At 46.9% G+C, this 19,237-nt stretch carries 18 protein-coding genes and 1 pseudogene; all 19 read left to right on the top strand.

Annotated elements, in window-relative coordinates:
• The first annotated feature begins 53 nt into the window (after positions 1 to 53).
• The 19 genes and pseudogenes from ACFQ45_RS12870 to fliP all read left to right on the top strand — a co-directional run bounded on the left by ACFQ45_RS12870 (position 54) and on the right by fliP (position 19,234).
• A complete protein-coding gene (locus ACFQ45_RS12870; RefSeq protein WP_377368321.1) occupies positions 54 to 524 on the top strand; it encodes a helix-turn-helix domain-containing protein in 471 nt (156 codons plus the stop codon).
• On the top strand, positions 525 to 1,676 hold the full coding sequence (locus ACFQ45_RS12865) for a sensor histidine kinase (protein ID WP_377368319.1): 1,152 nt from the start codon (positions 525 to 527) through the stop codon (positions 1,674 to 1,676).
• A 1-nt stretch (position 1,677) separates the two neighbouring features.
• A complete protein-coding gene (locus tag ACFQ45_RS12860; protein WP_377368317.1) occupies positions 1,678 to 3,021 on the top strand; it encodes a sigma-54-dependent transcriptional regulator in 1,344 nt (447 codons plus the stop codon).
• 116 nt (positions 3,022 to 3,137) lie between these two features.
• On the top strand, positions 3,138 to 3,455 hold the full coding sequence (fliE, locus tag ACFQ45_RS12855; protein ID WP_377368315.1) for a flagellar hook-basal body complex protein FliE: 318 nt from the start codon (positions 3,138 to 3,140) through the stop codon (positions 3,453 to 3,455).
• 24 nt (positions 3,456 to 3,479) lie between these two features.
• Positions 3,480 to 5,153 carry a flagellar basal-body MS-ring/collar protein FliF gene (gene fliF / locus ACFQ45_RS12850; protein ID WP_377368313.1) on the top strand — a complete coding sequence of 558 codons (1,674 nt, stop codon included), beginning with the start codon at positions 3,480 to 3,482 and terminating at the stop codon, positions 5,151 to 5,153.
• 25 nt (positions 5,154 to 5,178) lie between these two features.
• Entirely contained in the window at positions 5,179 to 6,165 is a 987-nt protein-coding gene (fliG, locus tag ACFQ45_RS12845) for a flagellar motor switch protein FliG (RefSeq protein WP_452600463.1), read from the top strand.
• Between the two features lie 3 nt (positions 6,166 to 6,168).
• On the top strand, positions 6,169 to 6,960 hold the full coding sequence (locus ACFQ45_RS12840; RefSeq protein ID WP_377368309.1) for a FliH/SctL family protein: 792 nt from the start codon (positions 6,169 to 6,171) through the stop codon (positions 6,958 to 6,960).
• A 12-nt stretch (positions 6,961 to 6,972) separates the two neighbouring features.
• Complete coding sequence (fliI, locus tag ACFQ45_RS12835) at positions 6,973 to 8,313, top strand: flagellar protein export ATPase FliI (RefSeq protein ID WP_377368307.1); 1,341 nt, start codon at positions 6,973 to 6,975, stop codon at positions 8,311 to 8,313.
• A 48-nt stretch (positions 8,314 to 8,361) separates the two neighbouring features.
• On the top strand, positions 8,362 to 8,799 hold the full coding sequence (fliJ, locus tag ACFQ45_RS12830) for a flagellar export protein FliJ (protein ID WP_377368305.1): 438 nt from the start codon (positions 8,362 to 8,364) through the stop codon (positions 8,797 to 8,799).
• Positions 8,799 to 10,538, top strand: coding sequence for a hypothetical protein (locus ACFQ45_RS12825; RefSeq protein WP_377368303.1), 1,740 nt, complete (start codon positions 8,799 to 8,801; stop codon positions 10,536 to 10,538). Before fliJ ends, ACFQ45_RS12825 begins: the two co-directional genes overlap by 1 nt.
• On the top strand, positions 10,539 to 12,269 hold the full coding sequence (locus ACFQ45_RS12820) for a hypothetical protein (RefSeq protein ID WP_377368301.1): 1,731 nt from the start codon (positions 10,539 to 10,541) through the stop codon (positions 12,267 to 12,269).
• A gap of 36 nt (positions 12,270 to 12,305) precedes the next feature.
• Complete coding sequence (locus tag ACFQ45_RS12815) at positions 12,306 to 12,605, top strand: STAS domain-containing protein (RefSeq protein ID WP_377368299.1); 300 nt, start codon at positions 12,306 to 12,308, stop codon at positions 12,603 to 12,605.
• 6 nt (positions 12,606 to 12,611) lie between these two features.
• Positions 12,612 to 14,303 (top strand): SpoIIE family protein phosphatase, encoded by a 1,692-nt coding sequence (locus ACFQ45_RS12810; protein WP_377368297.1) that lies wholly within the window; start codon positions 12,612 to 12,614, stop codon positions 14,301 to 14,303.
• 47 nt (positions 14,304 to 14,350) lie between these two features.
• Positions 14,351 to 16,012 carry a flagellar hook-length control protein FliK gene (locus ACFQ45_RS12805; protein WP_377368295.1) on the top strand — a complete coding sequence of 554 codons (1,662 nt, stop codon included), beginning with the start codon at positions 14,351 to 14,353 and terminating at the stop codon, positions 16,010 to 16,012.
• 94 nt (positions 16,013 to 16,106) lie between these two features.
• Positions 16,107 to 16,631, top strand: coding sequence for a flagellar basal body-associated FliL family protein (locus ACFQ45_RS12800; RefSeq protein WP_377368293.1), 525 nt, complete (start codon positions 16,107 to 16,109; stop codon positions 16,629 to 16,631).
• A gap of 13 nt (positions 16,632 to 16,644) precedes the next feature.
• On the top strand, positions 16,645 to 17,619 hold the full coding sequence (gene fliM, locus ACFQ45_RS12795) for a flagellar motor switch protein FliM (protein ID WP_377368291.1): 975 nt from the start codon (positions 16,645 to 16,647) through the stop codon (positions 17,617 to 17,619).
• 227 nt (positions 17,620 to 17,846) lie between these two features.
• Positions 17,847 to 18,095 (top strand): annotated as a pseudogene (gene fliN, locus ACFQ45_RS12790) (flagellar motor switch protein FliN); the annotation flags it as partial.
• A gap of 118 nt (positions 18,096 to 18,213) precedes the next feature.
• Positions 18,214 to 18,486 (top strand): flagellar biosynthetic protein FliO, encoded by a 273-nt coding sequence (gene fliO / locus ACFQ45_RS12785; RefSeq protein WP_377368289.1) that lies wholly within the window; start codon positions 18,214 to 18,216, stop codon positions 18,484 to 18,486.
• Positions 18,476 to 19,234, top strand: a complete 759-nt coding sequence (gene fliP, locus ACFQ45_RS12780) for a flagellar type III secretion system pore protein FliP (protein WP_377368287.1) — start codon at positions 18,476 to 18,478, stop codon at positions 19,232 to 19,234. Before fliO ends, fliP begins: the two co-directional genes overlap by 11 nt.
• The last annotated feature ends 3 nt before the right edge of the window (positions 19,235 to 19,237 follow it).

Genomic DNA, 19,237 nt, shown 5'->3' with positions numbered 1-19,237 from the left:
AGAGACACTGTGCTAAAGTCAGAAGTTATTAAGAATCTTTTGCATAGAGAATCATGAAAGCCTGTTTAATTGGAGTAAATCAAGAAGAGACTCAGGCGGTTGCGCCGGTGCTTCACTTTTTAGGTATTGAAGTGGTGCTCGATCCAGACTCTGGTGAGCACGTTGACTTCTTTGTCGTAGGGAGTGTCTTGGATGTTGCTCAACTGTCATTGCCTTTGCCTGCCATTTGGCTCGGGGATACCTTATCGAATGTAGAGGATTCGCTGGTTTGGAGCTGTCCAATTCCTTGGCGTCAAGAGCAGATTTTACCCGTGCTCAATCGCCTTGCTGAAACCCCGAATATGCCCCGTACTCAGGCTGTAAATTTAAATATTTACGTGCGTCATTTGGAGTCCGTTTTGATTCGTCATGCCTTGATGACCACCAATGGTGTGGTATCGAAAGCGGCAGACCTGTTGCAAATTCAGCGTACGACCTTGATTGAAAAGATGCGCCGTTACCAAATTGATAAATCGGAGCTATAAGTGAACAAGGACGAAGAAATTGCTCACTTAAGGGAAGCCTTTCTGCAGTTTGAAGAAACCTCCAGAACCCTGCAATCTTCCTATGAAGAATTACAGAGAGAAGTGCGCCAGCTCACGGCTCAGTTACAGGTCGCAGAGCAAGCTAAGCAAGAAGAAGAATCCAAAAACAAGGTGCTATTAAAGCAGTTTCAACAATTGTTTTGGTCTATGCCTGTTGGTGTGCTTCTGCTGAATGCAGAAGGCACAGTAGTGATGTCAAACCCCATCGTAGAGCGCTTGTTTGGTGAACGAATTCTAGGTGGGAGTTGGTCCCAAATCGTACCCAAAAGCTTTCGACCACAAAAAGACGATGGGCATGAAGTGACCATGGTATCGGGACGACGGGTGCGAGTAGAAACCTCTTCCTTGGGGGATGTTCCTGGGCAGCTGATCATCCTAGTTGACTTAACTGAGACTTATTCACTGCAGCGCCAGTTGGCACATCATGAGCGCTTGTCCACTATGGGTAAAATGGTGGCTGCCTTGGCTCATCAAATTCGAACCCCATTGTCTTCTGCTATCTTGTATTCAGGGCACTTAGAAAAAGAAGCGTTATCGGAAGATATGCGCATTCGATTTGCTGGGAAACTGTCGGATCGCCTGAACAATATTGAACGTCAAATCCGCGATATGCTGATTTTTTCTAAGGCCGACGTGAAACTTGATGAAAAAGTATCAACTAAGGCATTTTCTGAGTTGCTCCAAGAGCGGGTGGCTGAGCTAGCCGGTCAGAAAAATTGTGGATTCACTTGGACGGCCCATGAGAGCCTAAAGGGTATGCTTCAATGTAATCAGGAAGTGCTGATCGGTGCGCTCCTAAACCTTGTCAGTAATGGGATTGAAGCGTCAAAAGGAGTGGGGCCTATTGATGTTTCAGTGCAAGAGCGCTCGGGACAACTGGCTATTTCAATTAAGGATCACGGTCAGGGGATGAGTGAAGATCAAATGCAGCGGGTCCAAGAGGGTTTTGTGACGACTAAACAGCACGGCACTGGGCTTGGGCTTATGGTTGTAAAAGCGATCACCCGCGCTCACCATGGTTCGTTTTCATTAGAGAGTCATCTTGGGACGGGGACCACCGCCACAGTCGTTTTGCCAATAATAGGAAGTTGATATGACAGATGTGAGTTTATTAGTCGTTGAGGATGATCATGGGTTGGCTGAAGCCTTAGAAGACACTTTGTTATTGGCTGGTTACAAATGTTTGATGGTGGACAGTTCTGAACAGGCCATCCTAGAGCTTAAGCGTAAAACATTCGATATGGTGGTATCAGATGTGAACCTACCGGGTATGGATGGATATGGTCTGCTGCAACACGTGGTAGATCATTTTCCTGAATTGCCTATGATGCTGATGACGGCTTATGGTGACATCGCCCATGCGGTAGATGCCATGCGTAGTGGGGCGGTTGATTATTTATTGAAGCCGTTCCAGGAAACGGAATTACTAGAAGCCATCGCTAAACATACTTCCCATGTGGCGCAGGTTAAAAGTCATGCACCGATAGCGAAAGATCCTGCGAGTATTGCCTTAATCGATTTGGCAAGAAGGGTTGCAGTGACGGACTCCACGGTGTTGATTTGTGGTGAAAGCGGGACGGGTAAAGAAGTCTTATCCCAATACATTCATTCGGCGTCAGAGAGAAGTACTGGGCCATTTGTAGCGATAAACTGCGCGGCCATTCCTGAAAACATGCTCGAAGCCATGCTGTTTGGTTATGAGAAGGGCGCTTACACAGGGGCGGTGTCTTCTCAAGCAGGTAAATTTGAACAGGCCAACGGCGGTACCTTGTTGCTAGATGAGGTGACCGAAATGGATATTGGTTTGCAGGCTAAACTACTGCGTGTGCTTCAAGAGCAAGAAGTAGAGCGCCTTGGTGGGAAAAAGCCAATCAAACTAGATGTTCGAATCATTGCTACCACTAACCGCGATTTAGGTGAATATGTCCGTAATGGGGGCTTCCGTGAGGACTTGTATTACCGTTTAAATGTCTTTCCTTTGAAGTGGTTACCGATTCGTGAGCGTAAAGGCGATATACAACCGCTAGCAGAAGCATTATTGTTGAAGCATGCACAAAAGATGCGCCTTGATAACCCTTTGTTGACACCTTCTGCACTGAGCAAACTTGAAGCTCATTCTTGGCCTGGTAACGTTCGTGAGCTTGAGAATGTTATTCAGCGCTCGTTGATTTTGAGTGGTCAAGGTCGTATCAGTGATGAGCATATTTTATTTGATATGATTTCTGCCCCTAAAGTAGAAGAGGCCGATGAAGATGCCAGCGAAGCGGCGTCTATTTTAGGTAAAGGGGTTCAGCAACATGAGTTCCGCATTATTGCTCAAGCTCTTATTGACGCAAAAGGTAAGCGAAAAGAAGTGGCTGAGACTTTAGGCATCAGTCCTAGGACTTTACGTTATAAAATCGCTAAGATGCGGGAATGTGGCATAGAAGTTGATTGATATATAAGTCTAGTTTTTAATAGCAGTGTGCTAAGCTGTTACAAATTAATGGTTTTTTTTGGGTGTAAGTGATTATGATAACGGACAGACCTGATATTAATCAGGTGCTTTCACAGATGCGCGATTTGCGAAGTCAGGTGCAAGCCCCGAGTTCTGGACTGCAGAATCCCATGCAAACTGACACCACGCAAAGTGTCGATGGCGTGGAGCGCCCAGACTTTGCAGACATGCTTAAATCCGCAGTGGATAATGTAAATTCTTTGCAGAAAGACGCGACAAGCTTGGCGCAAGCCTATGAGCGTGGGGAAGACGGTGTGGATCTGCCCCAAGTGATGATTGGTTTGCAAAAATCCAGCGTGTCCTTTGAGGCCATGACCCAAGTGCGTAATAAGCTGGTGGATGCCTACGAAAAAATAATGAACATGCCTATTTAATGGGTTTAGACGCGGCAGTACTGAATGGATAACGTCCCAGCAGAACGATCTGAGCAAAAGCTCTATATGGAATTGTTGACGGGCTTCAATAAGTTAACGGTGATCCGTCAGCTTTCATTGATGGTCGGCTTAGCTGCGTCTATTGCTATTGCCCTAGCGGCAGTTCTCTGGTCATCTGGACCAGATTATAAGCCAGTGTTGAGCAGCATTACCGATTATAATGCTGATCAAATTGTTGAAATTCTTAATACCAATAATATCCCTTTCAAATTAGATCAAAATTCGGGCGCTTTGCTCGTTGAGTCTGACTTTTATCATCAAGCGCGACTCAAGCTCGCAGGGTCAGGTATCGTCTCAGACAATATTGTCGGCTTCGAGATTATGGACCAAGAGCAAGCCTTGGGGACCTCTCAGTTTGTGGAAACCACCCGCTACCGTCGAGGTCTGGAAGGTGAGTTGAGTCGGACAATTACCAGTTTACAAAGTGTTAAATCTGCCCGAGTGCACCTTGCCATCCCGAAAGAGTCCGTATTTGTGCGGGACACCCGTAAGCCCTCCGCATCGGTATTCTTGGAGCTTTATCCCGGTCGGCGATTAGATCGCAGCCAAGTGGATGCGATTGTGAATTTGGTGGCTTCTAGTATTTCTCAGTTAAGTGATAAAGATGTCACTGTGGTCGATCAGCGCGGCACCTTACTGACGGATAAGAGTGGTAATACTGAGCTGACGATCGCAGGCAAGCAATTTGACTATACCCGTCGTGTTGAAGATGTGATGCTGCAGCGGGTCAATAATATCCTTTCGCCAGTAGTAGGGAGTGGTCGCTTCCAAGCGGAAGTATCGGCGGATATTGATTTTACCGCGGTAGAACAAACCGACGAGCAGTACAATCCCGACTTGCTCGCATTGCGAAGTGAGCAGACCTTGCGTGAAAGAAGCTCATCTGCCTCCGCGAATGGTGGTGTTCCTGGTTCTTTGACCAATCAGCCCCCTGGAGCAGTGAATATTCCTGAAGCCACTGATGGCTCCGGTGCTGCCATTGGTGGCTCAGGTCAAGGTTCTAATGGTCAATCTCGGGAAGAAACTACCCGCAACTTTGAGTTAGACCGCAGTATCAGTTATACCCGCCGTCAACAGGGGACCGTGAGACGTTTGTCAGTGGCTGTCGTGGTGGATGATATCGCATCGGTTAATCCTGAAACCTCTGAGATTGTTAGAACGCCTTGGAGCGATGATGAGTTAAGCCGCTTGACCCTCTTGGTACGTGATGCTGTAGGTTATGACCCTTCCCGTGGTGACAGCGTCAGTGTCATTAATTCACCGTTTGCCTTGCCAGAGCCTCCTGCAGAACCAGAAAGCGTCCCTTTCTATCGTCAGCAGTGGTTTATGGATCTATTGCAGCCAGCCTTGGTGGGCTTGTTTGTTTTGCTACTATTATTGATGGTGGTTCGTCCGATTTTGAGAACCCTGAGTGAGCAAAACAAGATTGCTGTGGCGGAAGATACTGAAGCGGCAATTTTTGCAGATGAAACAGATGAAATCGCCGATGATCAGGTGTCCTTGGTGAGTGCTGAAGATGTGATGGTTCCAGGGTCTCCTGAGAAGATTGATCGACAGCTTAATGCGATTCGTGGCTTGATTGCAGAAGAGCCTGAGCGTGTTGCGCAAGTAGTAAAACAATGGGTGATGGAAGGCTAAGATGAGTGATGCTAACGCTGGAGATATGAGCTCCATTCAAAAGGCGGCTGTGTTGCTGATGTCTCTTGGTGAGTCTGATGCGGCTCAAATTTTGAAGCACATGGGGCCAAAAGAAGTACAGCGCATTGGTCAGGCCATGGCACAGTTGACTAATGTGCAGCGTCACCAAGTTGAAAAAGTATTAGATGACTTTTTGATTCTGGTTGGGGATCAGACAGGTCTAGGGCTTGGGTCCGATGGTTACATTCGTAACATGTTGAAAGAGGCGTTAGGTGAAGAAAAAGCCGGTAGTCTTATTGACCGAATTCTATTGGGTGGCAATACCACAGGTTTGGATACCTTGAAATGGATGGAGCCCCGTGCGGTTGCAGATGTGATTCGTTATGAGCATCCCCAGATTCAAGCCATTGTTATTTCTTACTTAGATCCTGACCAAGCAGCGGACATCTTGTCGAATTTTGATGAACGTGTGCGCTTGGATATTGTATTACGTGTGGCTTCTCTAGACACAGTGCAGCCTGCGGCATTACAGGAATTGAACAACATCCTTGAGCGCCAGTTCTCTGGTAATAACTCCACTAAATCCACATCTATTGGCGGCGTAAGAACGGCTGCAAACATTATGAACTTCATCGACAGTTCGGTGGAAGCTGAATTAATGGAATCGATCCGGGATGTGGACGAAGATCTTGCTGGTAGCATTCAAGACCTCATGTTTGTCTTTGATAATCTCATGGAAGTTGACGATCGTGGTATTCAGGTCATCTTGCGTGAGGTGGAATCCGAAACTCTGATCTTGGCGTTGAAGGGTGCGGACCCAGATATGCAGGAGAAGGTATACCGCAATATGTCCTCCCGTGCGGCAGACATGCTTAAGGATGACCTGGAAGCTAAGGGTCCTGTACGTGTCAGTGAGGTGGAAGTGGCTCAGAAAGAGATTCTTGCGATTGCGAGACGTTTGGCTGACAACGGTGAGATCGTCCTCGGTGGCGGCGGCGAACAAATGGTTTAATGAATGTCAGACGAAACACCGAAACAAAAAAAACTCACTGCCTATGAGCGCTGGGAGTTACCTAATCTAGACTCCAATCGCTCTTCTAAACCTCGAAGTCAAACCTCAGGTTTGGCGATCAAAGAGGATGAAGCGGTTGAGGTCACCGAAGAGATTGATGAAGAATCGTTAGTCTACGAACCTCTGACGGCGCAGCAGTTAGAAGAAATTCGTAGTGCCGCCTACGAAGAAGGGTTTGCTCAAGGTCAGGATGAAGGCTTTGAAAAGGGTAAAGAAGAGGGCTTTGAAAAAGGCCAAGAGCTTGGTTATTCAGAAGGCTTTGAAAAAGGCTTAGAAGATGGCAAAAGCGAAGCCTTTGAGAAGGGGGTTGAGCTTGCCCAAAGCCAGTTAGGAGAACTGGAACAGCTATTGAATGCCTGCCTACAAGAGTTTGAACGTCCCCTTGAACAATCTCGAGATGCTATTGAGGGTATTTTAAGAACCACAGCCAAGCGCTTGGTTGAGCATGTGCTTCATCATGAATTAGAAGAAGCTAGTGAGCAGTTACTCACAACAGAGCTCTCTAAAACGCTAACAGAACTTGCCGATTATGAGGGAAGGGCTGCTTTGAGTGTGCATCCTTCCTTGGTTGAGGCGGCTCAAGCTCTTGCCACGGATAGCCGCTTACAGATTAAAATTAAGCAGGATGAAGCCTTGTTACCTGGTGGGTTCGTGCTGGATTCTCAGGCATTCTTTGTGGACGGACGAGTTGAGACCCGTCTGCAAGAGATTTTAAGCCATTTAGACAAACCCTAGTTGGCGCCATTTATGACCAATCTGATTGATCGTTTTTTTCACCTGCAGCAACAGCCTCTGCCTGATATCGCTGTTGATATCGAAGGCAAAGTGACGCGCATGGTGGGACTGACCATGGAGGCGATTGGTTGTGTCGCTGCTTTGGGGGACCGCTGCTTGGTGCAAGTGGGGCGTAACCGCTGGGTAGAATCCGAAGTAGTCGGTTTTACTGGCGATTTGACTTATTTAATGCCTACGGAAGCCATCGATGGCATTTCCCCTGGCGCAAGGGTAAAACCTCTAAAAGCAGAGAGTTTAATGCCGGTCGGTCCGGGGCTTCTTGGTCGAGTGGTAAATGGCTTAGGTCGTCCTCTTGATGGAAAAGGGCCGATACAAGCGGAAGAAAGCATTTCTCTACAAAGCGACATTATCAACCCCCTCGAACGTAAACCGATCAGCGATTCTCTTGATGTGGGCATCAAAGCCATTAATTCCTTGTTGACCGTAGGCAAGGGTCAACGGTTAGGGTTGTTTGCTGGCAGTGGTGTCGGTAAGAGTATGTTGCTGGGGATGATGACGCGTTTTACCGAAGCTGACATTACTGTGGTGGGGCTGATTGGTGAGCGTGGCCGTGAGGTGAAAGAGTTTATTGAGCAGATACTTGGCCCAGAAGGCTTGGCTCGATCTGTGGTGGTGGCATCGCCAGCGGATGATTCCGCGTTAATGCGTCTCAGGGCAGCGGTACTGACCTCACGGATTGCCGAGTATTACCGAGATCAAGGCAAAAATGTTCTCTTGCTGATGGACTCTTTGACCCGTTATGCCCAAGCGCAGCGAGAAATAGCCCTATCTGTAGGTGAACCGCCTGCCACCAAGGGCTATCCGCCTTCTGTGTTTTCAAAACTACCGTGGTTAGTAGAACGAGCCGGTAACGGTAAAGAAGGGGGGGGCTCAGTAACGGCCTTTTATACGGTCTTGACGGAAGGAGATGACCAGCAAGACCCTATTGCTGATGCTTCTCGAGCCATTCTGGATGGGCATATTGTATTGTCTCGTCGTTTGGCGGAAGAAGGTCATTATCCTGCCATTGATATTGAAGCGTCCATTTCCCGTGCCATGCCCCATATTGTCTCCGAAGCCCATATGCAAGGGGCCATGCGAGTGAAGCAGCTGTATTCTCGCTATCAGCAAAACCGAGACCTAATCGCTGTTGGGGCCTATACAAAAGGCAGTGATCCAGAATTAGATCAAGCCATCCAGTTAATGCCTGCCATCAATGACTTCTTGCGTCAGTCATTAAGCGAAAGCTTCTCTATTGATAGTAGTTTGGAGGCTCTAGTAGCAGCGATGACTTCGGTGCCAGCCACAAACTAGACGCTAGAGTAAGTAATCGCTACTATCTAGAGGTTCCGAGGGAGTAGCATGAAAAAATCTCAGCGCATGCAAATATTGGTAGACGTTGCTAAACGTAAAGAAGACGAAGTTGTAAAGCTTCTGGCTCGTGACCGTGCACGTCTGTTAGAGGATCAGCGCAAGCTGGATGATCTTCGCGATTATGCTAGCCAATATGATCAAGAACGCAATTTGCTCGGTTTATCCCCTTACCTCACAACGAATTACCAACACTTTGTGGATCGTGTGCAACAGGCGATTCAGCAGCAGATTCTTCAGGTAAAACGCTCTCAGCAACAGCTAGATATGACCATGAAACGCTGGCAAAACGCCCGCGCGAAGACCAAGGGAATGGATTGGTTAAAAGATAAAAGTGTCACGGAAGAAGTGGCTATAGAAAACAAGCAAGAGCAGAAGCAGATTGATGAATTTGCCAGTCGATTGTTTTTTGATCGGATGAACTCTTGATGTCCGATGGCCTAGATGTCCTGACGAATCAAACTCCTAAGCTATTCTTCCAATTGGAAGAGGCGATACTTTCTCTGCCAGAAAAACCCTTATATGGGGCTTCCCGAACCCTGCTCCTGTTGTCAGAACTGGTGGCAGAGTTGTCTCTAGAGAGTAAGCATGAAGGTATATGCAGTGCCTGTGGCAGCCTTCATGACCGACTCGATCAAGCATTAGCAACCCAAGGCGGTTGGCCAAGTGCTCAGGAATCTTTGCTTATGGCATGGGTAACGGAGGCGCGCTCACAGTACTTATTGACTGAGTCATTTTACTTGCCTGAGGATTTAGGTGAATTGTTACAGCTTAAGCAGAGGATTTTCGATGCCTTTGCACCCTACGATGGTAAAGAGTCGAATACTTTAACGGGTGCTTTTGAAGGGCAACTTGGGGAGCTTGAAACAGGTTTAAATCTTTTGTCAGAGATTGGCCTTTGGTCAATTGATCACTGTGCTAATCAGCTGCCCTCCTTAGGAGTGTCTGAAGGGGGGATCGTATCTTGTGATCTTACTCTTTCAACCACATTAAGCAAAATGGACCTACAGCAGCGATGTGATACTGGCTGGCACTGGTCTGAAGCAGAGAGCTCCAGCAAGCTTGAGAGGGATGTTGTCAGCCGACTGGACCAAAATACGACGAGGGAAACGCTTTCATATTTAAAGCGCTTTGCCATTGAGCGGGAAACCTGGCGCCATAATGCATCGTTAGGGCGATTATTTGCAGATATGGAAACCAGGGTTTGCTCTCAAACTTTGGCCCTAGATACGCTATATGATTTGCATGGGGCAACGGGGTTTCATGTGGTTGCTAAAGATAGACCTCCTATAGCGGAAGCGAGAGCGGCGGTGGCCTTGATGGCATACGGCGGTGTGTTTGTCGTAACCGGTGGGGACATCTTACCCTATGAGTTGGCGTCGGTCATTTTGCCTGTTTATAAGGTATCGACTAATGGTCGAACCGTTATCATCCCTGCGTATTTTGCCGATACTCACGAACTAGACGTTATGAAAGGGACAAGGCTTTCATTAACGGAAGCGGGGTGGGGGCAATCTGAGAGCGCTGAAGAAAAGCCTGTGCTCAGAGTTTGGCGTGATCAGAGAGGTTACCTGTTAATGGGGGATGGTATTGAGAGAGCCTATGGGACGCCGGTTCGCACCAAGTGGTTACCCGATAAGGTGATTAATGTTTGGAGTGTGCGTGGTGAGCTTATGGAAGAGTATCACCTACCCGATGAATTAGATGTCAGGATACTTGCTCAAGGGGCTACTCAGTCTCCCAACGGTATTTGCCAAACCCCCATTTCGACTTTGAGTGATCAGGTTAAGATAACTGAGTGTTTAGTGTGTAAAAATTGCCGTATCCGAGTCGCCTCAATGCTAATCAGTGCAGTATTGCCAAGCGTTGCTTGTGTGCGTTTTGGTGAGTCTATGTTGTTGCTTGAGGATTCTCTTATTCCCATATTGAACCCTTGGGTAGTGATGAATAAAACGGGTGTGTTTTTAGTGTTACGAGCGGGAGGAATGGAGATTGCTGTGGGATGTCAAACCATTGAAGGAGTTCATGTTGAGCCTCGTGAAGAGGTTCAATTGGCGTCTGTAAGTGAGCTTTATCCGCAATGGGTATCAGGTATTATTCAAGATTTACAGATTGTCAGTGAAGCAGAGGTTTTTGCTTTGCATCGTATGTTGTTAGAGGCCAGTTAAATGCTAGATACGCAAAAGTCTGCTTATGATGAGTTTAATCAATCTCGTAATCGATTTTCTGACTGGATTGTACAGTATGCATTAGTGTTTACCGTGGCCTTAATTGGCTTGTTGTCAGTGATGTATTACTCCGTTAGCCAGCAATATGCATCTCAGATGGAGCGCTTACAGCAAACTCATACCTTAACGACCACAACCATGGAACTGTCTTACCGTTGGGAATTGGTTGCCCAAGAGGGTACCTACTTAGTGACAGATCTGCTGGAAGCTGAGAGGGCGTTAAAAGCAGGTGTACAAGGTTTGTTGCAACATGATGCGTCAGTGCCAGATGTGCCGAATGCATCCACCTACAACCCAGATGAGCATAAGCAGCTTGCCATCAGTCGTTTAGGTCAAATCTCTCAACTTCTTAGTTCTATTCGTTCGGAATTGGAGCGGTTTACCGTTTTTCAAAACAGTTTGTTTCCATTGCTGAGTATCGGCTGGTTGGCGTTATTCTTGTATTTGGTATGGGGCTGGAGTCGGGTACTAAAAGACCGAAAATCGGCTCTACGTTTCTTCCACTATCAGCTCGATCGTCGGCTTTCAGATCAACCTTTGTCGGCGATTCATGGTGCGCGAAACGACGAATATGGTGATTTCTCCCGTTATTTAGACAGTGTCTTATCTTCAATAGTGCATGACAACAAAGCCATTAAGCATGATATTGAGTTACGCCAGTCTGCCTTGTCTGCATCGGTTTCCATTAAATTCCTGTTGAATCAGTACCGTGAGATCGCAGTGATGAGTGAGGGCGCTTCAGAGCTTTGGGTGTTAGAGTCCTCTGCATTGGCCGAGGTGCTTGAAGTGGATGCCCATTTGGATCGCTTAGAAGGGGAGGTGGTTTCAGAAGCGTTACTGTCTGCTTCGTCCTTGTCTCCTGTCTTGATTGGCGGACAAACTTTTGTTGTGCACTCTCAGCGTATTGGTTCTAGTGAGCCATATGGTTACCTTGTGGAATTTGTTCCTCAAGTGGCGACAAATGAGTTGAAGGTGTTAGAGGCCTCGTTAAGTCTCATGTCAAACGATGTGTGGAATGCCCCCATTCGTATTTTGAATGAAAATTCCTCTTATCTCAGTTTTTCTCAAAAGCTCGAAGCTGTGCGTAGCCATGTTGCGGGTTTCCTTGAAGGAATGAACACATTTTTGCACCAATGTGGAAAAGGACATCATAAGATTACCAAACTGCAACAGTTGTCAGGTGAGCTCATTGCTACACTTCAAAGCAACCAATCAGATCAAGCCGATCAGGAGCTTTTTGAGTCCCAAGTTCAGCTTGAGGTGAAGGGTAGTAAACAAAACTTTTTGCAGGTGAGAGAGCAAATCGAGCAACGGTTTGAATTGTATGAAACCTATTTTCAGCAGCTGACAGAGTTGCAGTTGGCTCAAGGTGCTTGGGTCAACTCTGTTCATGATGGTTTAGCGAATACAAAACAAGCTGTGCTGGGGCTTTTAACTATGGCTGATGATCATCAAACGGTCAGTGCACTAGAGCATGGTATTGTGGATTTAGCTCATGATATTGATACGGTTTTAGCGGATATTGTAGAGTCGCGACCAGCGGCTCAAGGTATCCGTTTAGAGCAGATCAAAGGGTCGGAATCTGAGCTCATGGCACACCTTAATTTGGTGCAAGAACAGTTTGAAAGGATCGCTCAATTAACTCACCACAGCATAGAGAATGACAAGTAGACCAAAGGTCTATGTTTAATGTTGTGAGGCGATAAAATGATTGTTGAGCAGTTTGATGACAAAACCAATACCTTGGTACTGGTGGTGAAGGGGCGTTTTGATTATTCCTGTCAGCAAGCCTTTCGTGAAAGCTTTTTAAAGCGCTCAAAGCAGTGTCGATTCGTCGTAGACTTATCTCAAGTGAACTATATTGATAGCTCTGCGTTGGGTATGCTTTTGCTGCTTCGTGATCATGCGGGGGGCAATAAAGGGGAAGTGGTGTTAACTGGTGCCCGTGATTTTGTTGAGAACGCGTTGCGTATGGCTCGTTTTGAGCGCCTGTTTACCTTAGGTTAGGATGCTATGAAAGAACAACGGCTTAAAATTTTGGTGGCGGACGATAATCCATCGGATCGATTGTTGTTAGAGACCATGTTAAGCCAGTTTGGTCATGTTGTTGAGACTGCGGTTGATGGCCAAGATGCGGTTGAGCGCTTTGATCCTGAGACGGTTCAGTTGGTGTGTCTTGACATAAAAATGCCACGTAAAGATGGTTGGGAAGCCGCATTAGAAATACAAGCCAAAGCCCAGCATCGCCTTGTCCCAATTGTGTTTCTTTCAGGTGTCTCAGATCCCATAGCGTTGCAGAAGTGCCTAGAGGTGGGGGCCACTGACTTTATTTCAAAACCCTATAATCCAACCCTTGTTTCGGCAAAATTAAACGCGATTGCTCGATTGCTGGTGTTGCAAAATACCTTGTCAGAGCAGCGGGACGAGTTGTCTTCTCTGAATCAGCAGATGGTTCACGATCAAGAAGTGGCAAAAATTGTCTATGAGCGCATCACTCACTCTAATTGTTTGAGTGACCCTGCTTTAAAAACCCTTCATCAAGGCAGCCATACCTTCAATGGTGATGTGATTCTCGCGGCCTATAAACCCAATGGCGGTATGCATTTGCTCCTGGGGGATTTTACGGGCCATGGTTTGTCGGCAGCCATCGGGGCTTTACCCCTTGCGGATATCTTCTTCGAGTGGACGGAGAAAGGGTTCGTTATGCGGCAAATCTTGCCGGAAATTAATAAGCGTTTGCAGGCAATATTGCCGCCAAATATGTTTTGTGCGGCGGCATTTATTGATATCAACATTAATAACCGAACCATTGAGGTTTGGAATGGCGGTTTGCCTGACTTGCTATATTTTGGTCGAGATTGTGATCGTCCAAAACTGATTAAATCTGAGTCCTTGCCATTAGGGATTCTAGAGGAGCGTGAATTCGAGACAAACGTAGAGCTCCTATCCTATGAGCCTGGTGACTATTTTGTTGCTTTCACAGATGGTGTTTACGAGGCTCGCACCTCAGATAATAAAATTCGATACAACCATGCTTTGGATCCCCTTTACGAGGGGGAGGTAAAGGATCCGCCCTTCACTTGGCTTGAGCGAATGCTAGAAGAAGAAGGGATTTTGGAAGATCCCCATGATGATATTTCGGTCTTGTGTATTGATTTGTCGTCGGAAATGGTGGACCACCATATGGACCAGTCTGGTGCTGTCATGGACACCAGTTCGCCGTCTGACTTTTCTTTTGTGTATGAGCTGAATGCCGACTCCCTTAAAAACACAGATCCACTGCCTTATCTGCTGCAAATTCTGACAACTGTGCCTGGCCTTAATAAGCATTCGAGTGAAGTGTTTATGATTCTATCTGAGATGTACTCTAATGCTCTTGAGCATGGTGTGTTGCAGCTAGATTCAAACCTGAAGAAAACGGTTGAGGGATTTTCTGAGTATTATGCCCAACGGGAACAGAAACTTAATGCTCTAAGCTCTGGATACGTTCGCATTGCGGCGAGAGTCATATCAGGGGAAGCACAAGGGTCTTTGACCGTAACAGTCTCTGATAGCGGCAATGGTTTTGATGTGTCAGCAGTCAATCTGAATTCACTGGATCATGAGAAAGCTTTTAGTCGGGGACTTTCATTAGTAAACGAACTGTGTGACGAGATCGCTTTTGCCGAATCTGGGGCACAATTGACCGCAACTTATACTTGGTAAAACTGGCCTCGTATTTGCAAACTCCATAATATCTTGTGGAGGTCGCTATGATTAACAGCCCATCTTTATCCTTAACACTCACTACTCAAAAATCGTCTTCTGAGTCGCGCTTTGCTTCGCCCGCAAAGAGTGAAAGCCAGTTTGGTGATGTGTTTAGTAAGGCTTCTAATACAACGGAAGAGCGTCACAGTAGTGCCCCTGCAACCGTTGAAAACAATGATAAACCTAAAGCAGATCAAGATATTGAGCGTGTTGACTCGAAACCTGAACAGCTTACCTCTGAGATTGAATCTTCCCTAGAGAAGGACGCGGCTAACTCTGATGTTAAAAGTGAAACAGAAGAGGTAGGCGTGAGTGAAGACGTTATGGCTGACACGGATGTTAAGCCTCAGTCTGATATTGAACAGGATAAAGATGGCAAAGCCCTGCAAGAGGATGGGCAAAATGTTGCAGTCTTGCCTCCTCAGGGAGAGTCAAACGTGCCTCCTGCTCTCCCTGCTGAGGGGGAAATACATCCTGAGGTGTCCGAGGATACTGAGTCGTTAGAAGCGGAAGACACACAACTCAATGATGGCAGCATATTGCTGGATAAAGCGATAGATGGTGATGTGGCTTCAGATGGTGATGTGACTTCAGATGATGATAAGGCTCCAGAGGCAGTACTAGAGAAAGATCAAGAAGCCTTATTGGCGCAACCTATTAGTCAGTCAGCTGATGACGCAATTGAAGAGCTGGTTAAGCCCCAAGCAAATACAGATGGAGTGCTTCCTAGCACAGACAAAAAGACCAATGAACACCTAGTAAAAACACCAGAGGTTGGTCTGACTGGTCAAATGGCTTCGACTTCTACAACCAAGCTGCCAGAAACAAAGGTGGCTGAGGCCGCTGGCGTGGCCTTGCAATCTGCCAATGAAAATACAGACAAAGCGGAATCCACCAACTTAAAATGGGTGATGGAGCAGCTGTCATCAAAGTTTGAAAAAACTACCCAGACAACAAATTCCAATGTGCTAACTGTTGATCCAGATCTCAACGCAGGAGAGTTTGAGGAGGGGATAGAGCTCTCTGATGTGTTGGATGCCAGCGACTTGGATCTCGATGTAGCGCTGGCCGACGACCTTGAAACCCAACCCTCTTCGCGGAAATCTTTCGATCAAGTGCTTGCTGGTTTAACGGGGCAGACTCAAACCTGGCAGTCAGTGGCGTCCAACACCTCCCTTTCCGCGGGCGTAGCAATGCGGGGAGACACACCCGCTCAATTGACCATGCAGTCCCTGCCTGCTTCTGCTAGTTGGGCAGCAGAGATGTCGCAAAAGGTATCATGGGTTGCAAATGAAGGTATAAAAACAGCACATATTCAACTGGATCCACCTGAGCTAGGCAGTTTAACGGTGAAGGTGACCATGGATCAGGACTCCAATACCCATGTGAGCTTCGTTGCCAGTTCTGTAGCGGCAAAAGATGCCCTTGAAGGACAGATGCAAAGGTTAAGAGAGATGCTGCAACAGCAGGGTATCGACCTTGATGGCGTGGACGTGGAAGTGTCGCAAGGTAATGGTCAATCGGGGCAATCAGAAGCCTCGGGAGAGCAATCTCCTGGTGGACAAGGCTCAGGTGTGACTGGCTCAGAGGGGCTGGATGATGAAGAAGACCTAGAAAATGTTGGTTTTGTGACACCAGCAACCAAGGGTATTGATTTTTACGCATAGAAAACCATGGTGATTCGCCATAATCTTTGTAGAATAGAGAGATTAGACGCTAGTTTTTAGCGTTGTGTTTACTTGCATAGAACAAGGGTTGTATATGGCTGCGGAAGACGGACTAGATGTAGGCGCCGAAGAAGGTGGTAAAAAAGGCGGTAAGAAAAAGCTAATAATCATCATCCTGGCGGCGCTGTTAGTGCTTGGCGGTGGTGGTGCCGCGGCATACTTCTTTTTATTCAGTGGTGATGATTCTGAAGAGGTGGCTGAGGGCGAAGCTGCTCCGGAAGAAATGGTTCAGACGTCAGGTCCTGCCATTTATTTAGAATTTGATCAACCATTTGTTGTGGATTTTATGGTGTCTGGGCGTCAGCGTTATTTGCAACTTAATATGACTCTCAAATCCCGTGATCAAGCTCAGATCGATGCAGTGAAAATTCACATGCCACTTATTCGCAACAGTTTAGTGCTGCTTTTCTCCAGTCAGTCATTTGACGAGCTTCAATCCATAGACGGTAAAATGGCTCTTAAAGCCGCATCGGTTGAAACCATTAATAATATCCTAGTGCAAGAAACAGGTTTAGGTGGGATCGAAGATGTGCTGTTTACTAACTTTGTGATGCAATAGATAGGCACCTAAGATGGCTGCGCAAGACTTACTCTCTCAAGACGAAATCGATGCTCTCTTACATGGTGCAGACGATAAGCCAGATGCGGACGATAACGCCGATCCCAATGGTATTTCCTCCTATGACATAACGAGTCAGGAGAGGATCGTTCGTGGGCGCATGCCTACCTTGGAGATGATTAACGAGCGTTTTGCTCGCTATACTCGAATCAGTTTATTTAATCTATTGCGCCGCACCGCCGATGTGTCCTCCGGTGGTCTTCAAATTATGAAGTTCGGGGAGTACGTGCATACCCTGTACGTCCCGACCAGTTTGAATTTGGTTAAGTTTCGTCCCCTTCGTAGTACCGCCTTGTTTATCTTGGACGCTAAGTTAGTCTTTAAGCTGGTGGATAACTTTTTTGGGGGAGACGGGCGTCACGCAAAAATTGAGGGCCGTGAATTCACGCCCACAGAAATTCGAATTGTTCAGTTAATGTTGGAACAGGTATTCGTAGATTTGACTGAGGCTTGGGCGCCTGTGCTCAAGCTTGAGCTTGAATACATCAGTTCTGAAGTGAACCCAGCCATGGCTAACATAGTGAGCCCTAGTGAAGTGGTAGTGGTATCCACTTTTCACATTGAATTAGATGGCGGTGGTGGTGAGCTTCACATTACCTTACCCTATTCAATGATAGAGCCTGTGCGGGAATTATTGGATGCGGGTGTACAGAGTGACGTGGACGAGAAAGATGATCGTTGGGGCAAATCCTTACAACAGGATGTGAAAGAGCTCGATGTGAATTTGCAGGTCAACGTTGCCAACAAAAAAATTCGTCTTGGGGACGTATTGAAATTCAAAGAGGGGGATGTGATACCTCTTGAAATGCCCGAGTTTGTAACAGTCCGGGCCAATAATGTACCGTCCTTTAAAGGAAAATTGGGTGTCAGCAATGGCCGATATGCCGTTGAAATGATGGAAAGCTATAAAAACGGTAAGAATAACTAGGTAGTACCATGGCAGAAGAAACGAATCCTGATGCAGAAGGAATGGACAGCGAGCTAGCCGATGAATGGGCGGCCGCTATGTCGGAGTCTGGCGATGCGGAAGCCGGAGGCGAAGACATTGATGATGAATGGGCTGCGGCCATGTCAGAGCAAGAGGTTAAACCTGTTCAGTTAGAAGAACTGGGTGCTGGAAAGGCGCTGTCAGCGGGCGGTGTTGGGTCTGATATGGACCTTATCATGGATATTCCTGTGACCCTTTCAATGGAATTGGGTAACACTGAAATTGCCATTCGAAATCTACTTCAGCTGACCCAAGGGTCTGTGGTAGAGCTGGATCGTTTCGCTGGTGAGCCGCTGGATGTTTTAGTTAACGGTACTTTGATCGCCCACGGGGAAGTGGTTGTGGTCAACGATAAGTACGGTATTCGTTTAACCGATGTGGTGAGCCCAAGCGAGCGCATCAAACGACTGAAGTAGGCTGTTTGTGATCAAACAATTAGCTGTTGGCTGTCTTTTTCTTATTTCTTTTGCATCCTACGGGGAGACTTCTGGGGTCTCCCAAATGGCCGGCGCCTCTTCAATATGGCGCCTTTTTTTGGCATTAGGGATTTTGCTCGCTTTGATTCCCTTGGTTATTTGGGGATTAAAAAAACTACAAGGCTTGCAGTATAAATTGTCAAAGTCTGAGATTCAGGTGATAGCGGCCCATCCCATTACCGCTAAAGAGCGTCTATTGCTTGTTGAGGTGGATGGTCGTCGTCTTTTGTTAGGTGCGACCTCCCAGCAAATTACCTGTTTAAAAGAGCTAGGACGAAGTGATGCAAACTTTGCTGACTTAATGGATGAGCAATTATCCGATGAAAAATAGTCTTCTGTGGGTCATTAGGTTGTTATTGCCCTTGGCCATGTTGTTGCCATTGGTGTCGCATGCAGAAACGGGATTGCCTGCGGTCACTGTGACCACCAATCCTGATGGCAGCCAAGAGTATACGGTTTCCTTGCAGATACTCTTTATCATGACGGCCCTGACGCTGCTTCCTGCAGCGTTGATCATGATGACGGCGTTCACTCGAATCATTATTGTTTTGGCGATTCTCAGGCAAGCTATCGGTTTGCAGCAGTCACCCTCTAACCAGATTATGTTAGGGATGGCGCTGTTTTTAACCTTGTTTATTATGACCCCCACCCTTGATCGGGTGAATGAAGTGGCAGTGCAGCCCTATCTTAATGACGAGCTAACCTCTATGCAGGCCGTGGAAGCGGCGTCTGTTCCTGTGCGGGAGTTTATGCTGGCTCAGACACGGGAAGACGATGTGGCTTTGTATGTGAAGTTGGCTGGTAAAGAGGGGCAAATTGACTCGTTAGATGAGCTGCCCTTTACTATATTAATGCCTGCCTTTGTTACGAGTGAGCTTAAAACCGCCTTCCAAATCGGTTTTATGTTGTTTATACCTTTTCTCATCGTTGATATGGTGGTGGCAAGTGTTTTGATGGCAATGGGTATGATGATGTTGTCGCCTATTATCATATCGCTGCCCTTTAAGATTATGTTGTTCGTTATGGTGGATGGCTGGTCTATGATTATGGGAACTCTGGCTGCAAGTTTTGGGATATAGTCT

Origin of the sequence: Rhodanobacter aciditrophus (assembly GCF_042679525.1) — a bacterium.
Classification (GTDB): domain Bacteria; phylum Pseudomonadota; class Gammaproteobacteria; order Pseudomonadales; family Marinomonadaceae; genus Marinomonas; species Marinomonas aciditrophus.
Note: the sequence above shows the minus strand (reverse complement) of the source record. Positions and strands in the feature narration are given on the sequence as shown.

Excerpts from the sequence above, each read along its gene's own strand:
- ACFQ45_RS12860 (WP_377368317.1), top strand. The coding sequence starts at position 1,678 with ATGACAGATGTGAGTTTATTAGTCGTTGAGGATGATCATGGGTTGGCT.
- fliJ (WP_377368305.1), top strand. The coding sequence starts at position 8,362 with ATGAAAAAATCTCAGCGCATGCAAATATTGGTAGACGTTGCTAAACGT.
- ACFQ45_RS12815 (WP_377368299.1), top strand. The coding sequence starts at position 12,306 with ATGATTGTTGAGCAGTTTGATGACAAAACCAATACCTTGGTACTGGTG.
- ACFQ45_RS12870 (WP_377368321.1), top strand. The coding sequence starts at position 54 with ATGAAAGCCTGTTTAATTGGAGTAAATCAAGAAGAGACTCAGGCGGTT.
- ACFQ45_RS12820 (WP_377368301.1), top strand. The coding sequence starts at position 10,539 with ATGCTAGATACGCAAAAGTCTGCTTATGATGAGTTTAATCAATCTCGT.
- fliP (WP_377368287.1), top strand. The coding sequence starts at position 18,476 with ATGAAAAATAGTCTTCTGTGGGTCATTAGGTTGTTATTGCCCTTGGCC.
- fliG (WP_452600463.1), top strand. The coding sequence starts at position 5,179 with ATGAGCTCCATTCAAAAGGCGGCTGTGTTGCTGATGTCTCTTGGTGAG.
- fliM (WP_377368291.1), top strand. The coding sequence starts at position 16,645 with ATGGCTGCGCAAGACTTACTCTCTCAAGACGAAATCGATGCTCTCTTA.
- fliI (WP_377368307.1), top strand. The coding sequence starts at position 6,973 with ATGACCAATCTGATTGATCGTTTTTTTCACCTGCAGCAACAGCCTCTG.
- ACFQ45_RS12825 (WP_377368303.1), top strand. The coding sequence starts at position 8,799 with ATGTCCGATGGCCTAGATGTCCTGACGAATCAAACTCCTAAGCTATTC.
- fliF (WP_377368313.1), top strand. The coding sequence starts at position 3,480 with ATGGATAACGTCCCAGCAGAACGATCTGAGCAAAAGCTCTATATGGAA.
- ACFQ45_RS12810 (WP_377368297.1), top strand. The coding sequence starts at position 12,612 with ATGAAAGAACAACGGCTTAAAATTTTGGTGGCGGACGATAATCCATCG.
- ACFQ45_RS12800 (WP_377368293.1), top strand. The coding sequence starts at position 16,107 with ATGGCTGCGGAAGACGGACTAGATGTAGGCGCCGAAGAAGGTGGTAAA.
- fliE (WP_377368315.1), top strand. The coding sequence starts at position 3,138 with ATGCGCGATTTGCGAAGTCAGGTGCAAGCCCCGAGTTCTGGACTGCAG.
- ACFQ45_RS12840 (WP_377368309.1), top strand. The coding sequence starts at position 6,169 with ATGTCAGACGAAACACCGAAACAAAAAAAACTCACTGCCTATGAGCGC.
- ACFQ45_RS12805 (WP_377368295.1), top strand. The coding sequence starts at position 14,351 with ATGATTAACAGCCCATCTTTATCCTTAACACTCACTACTCAAAAATCG.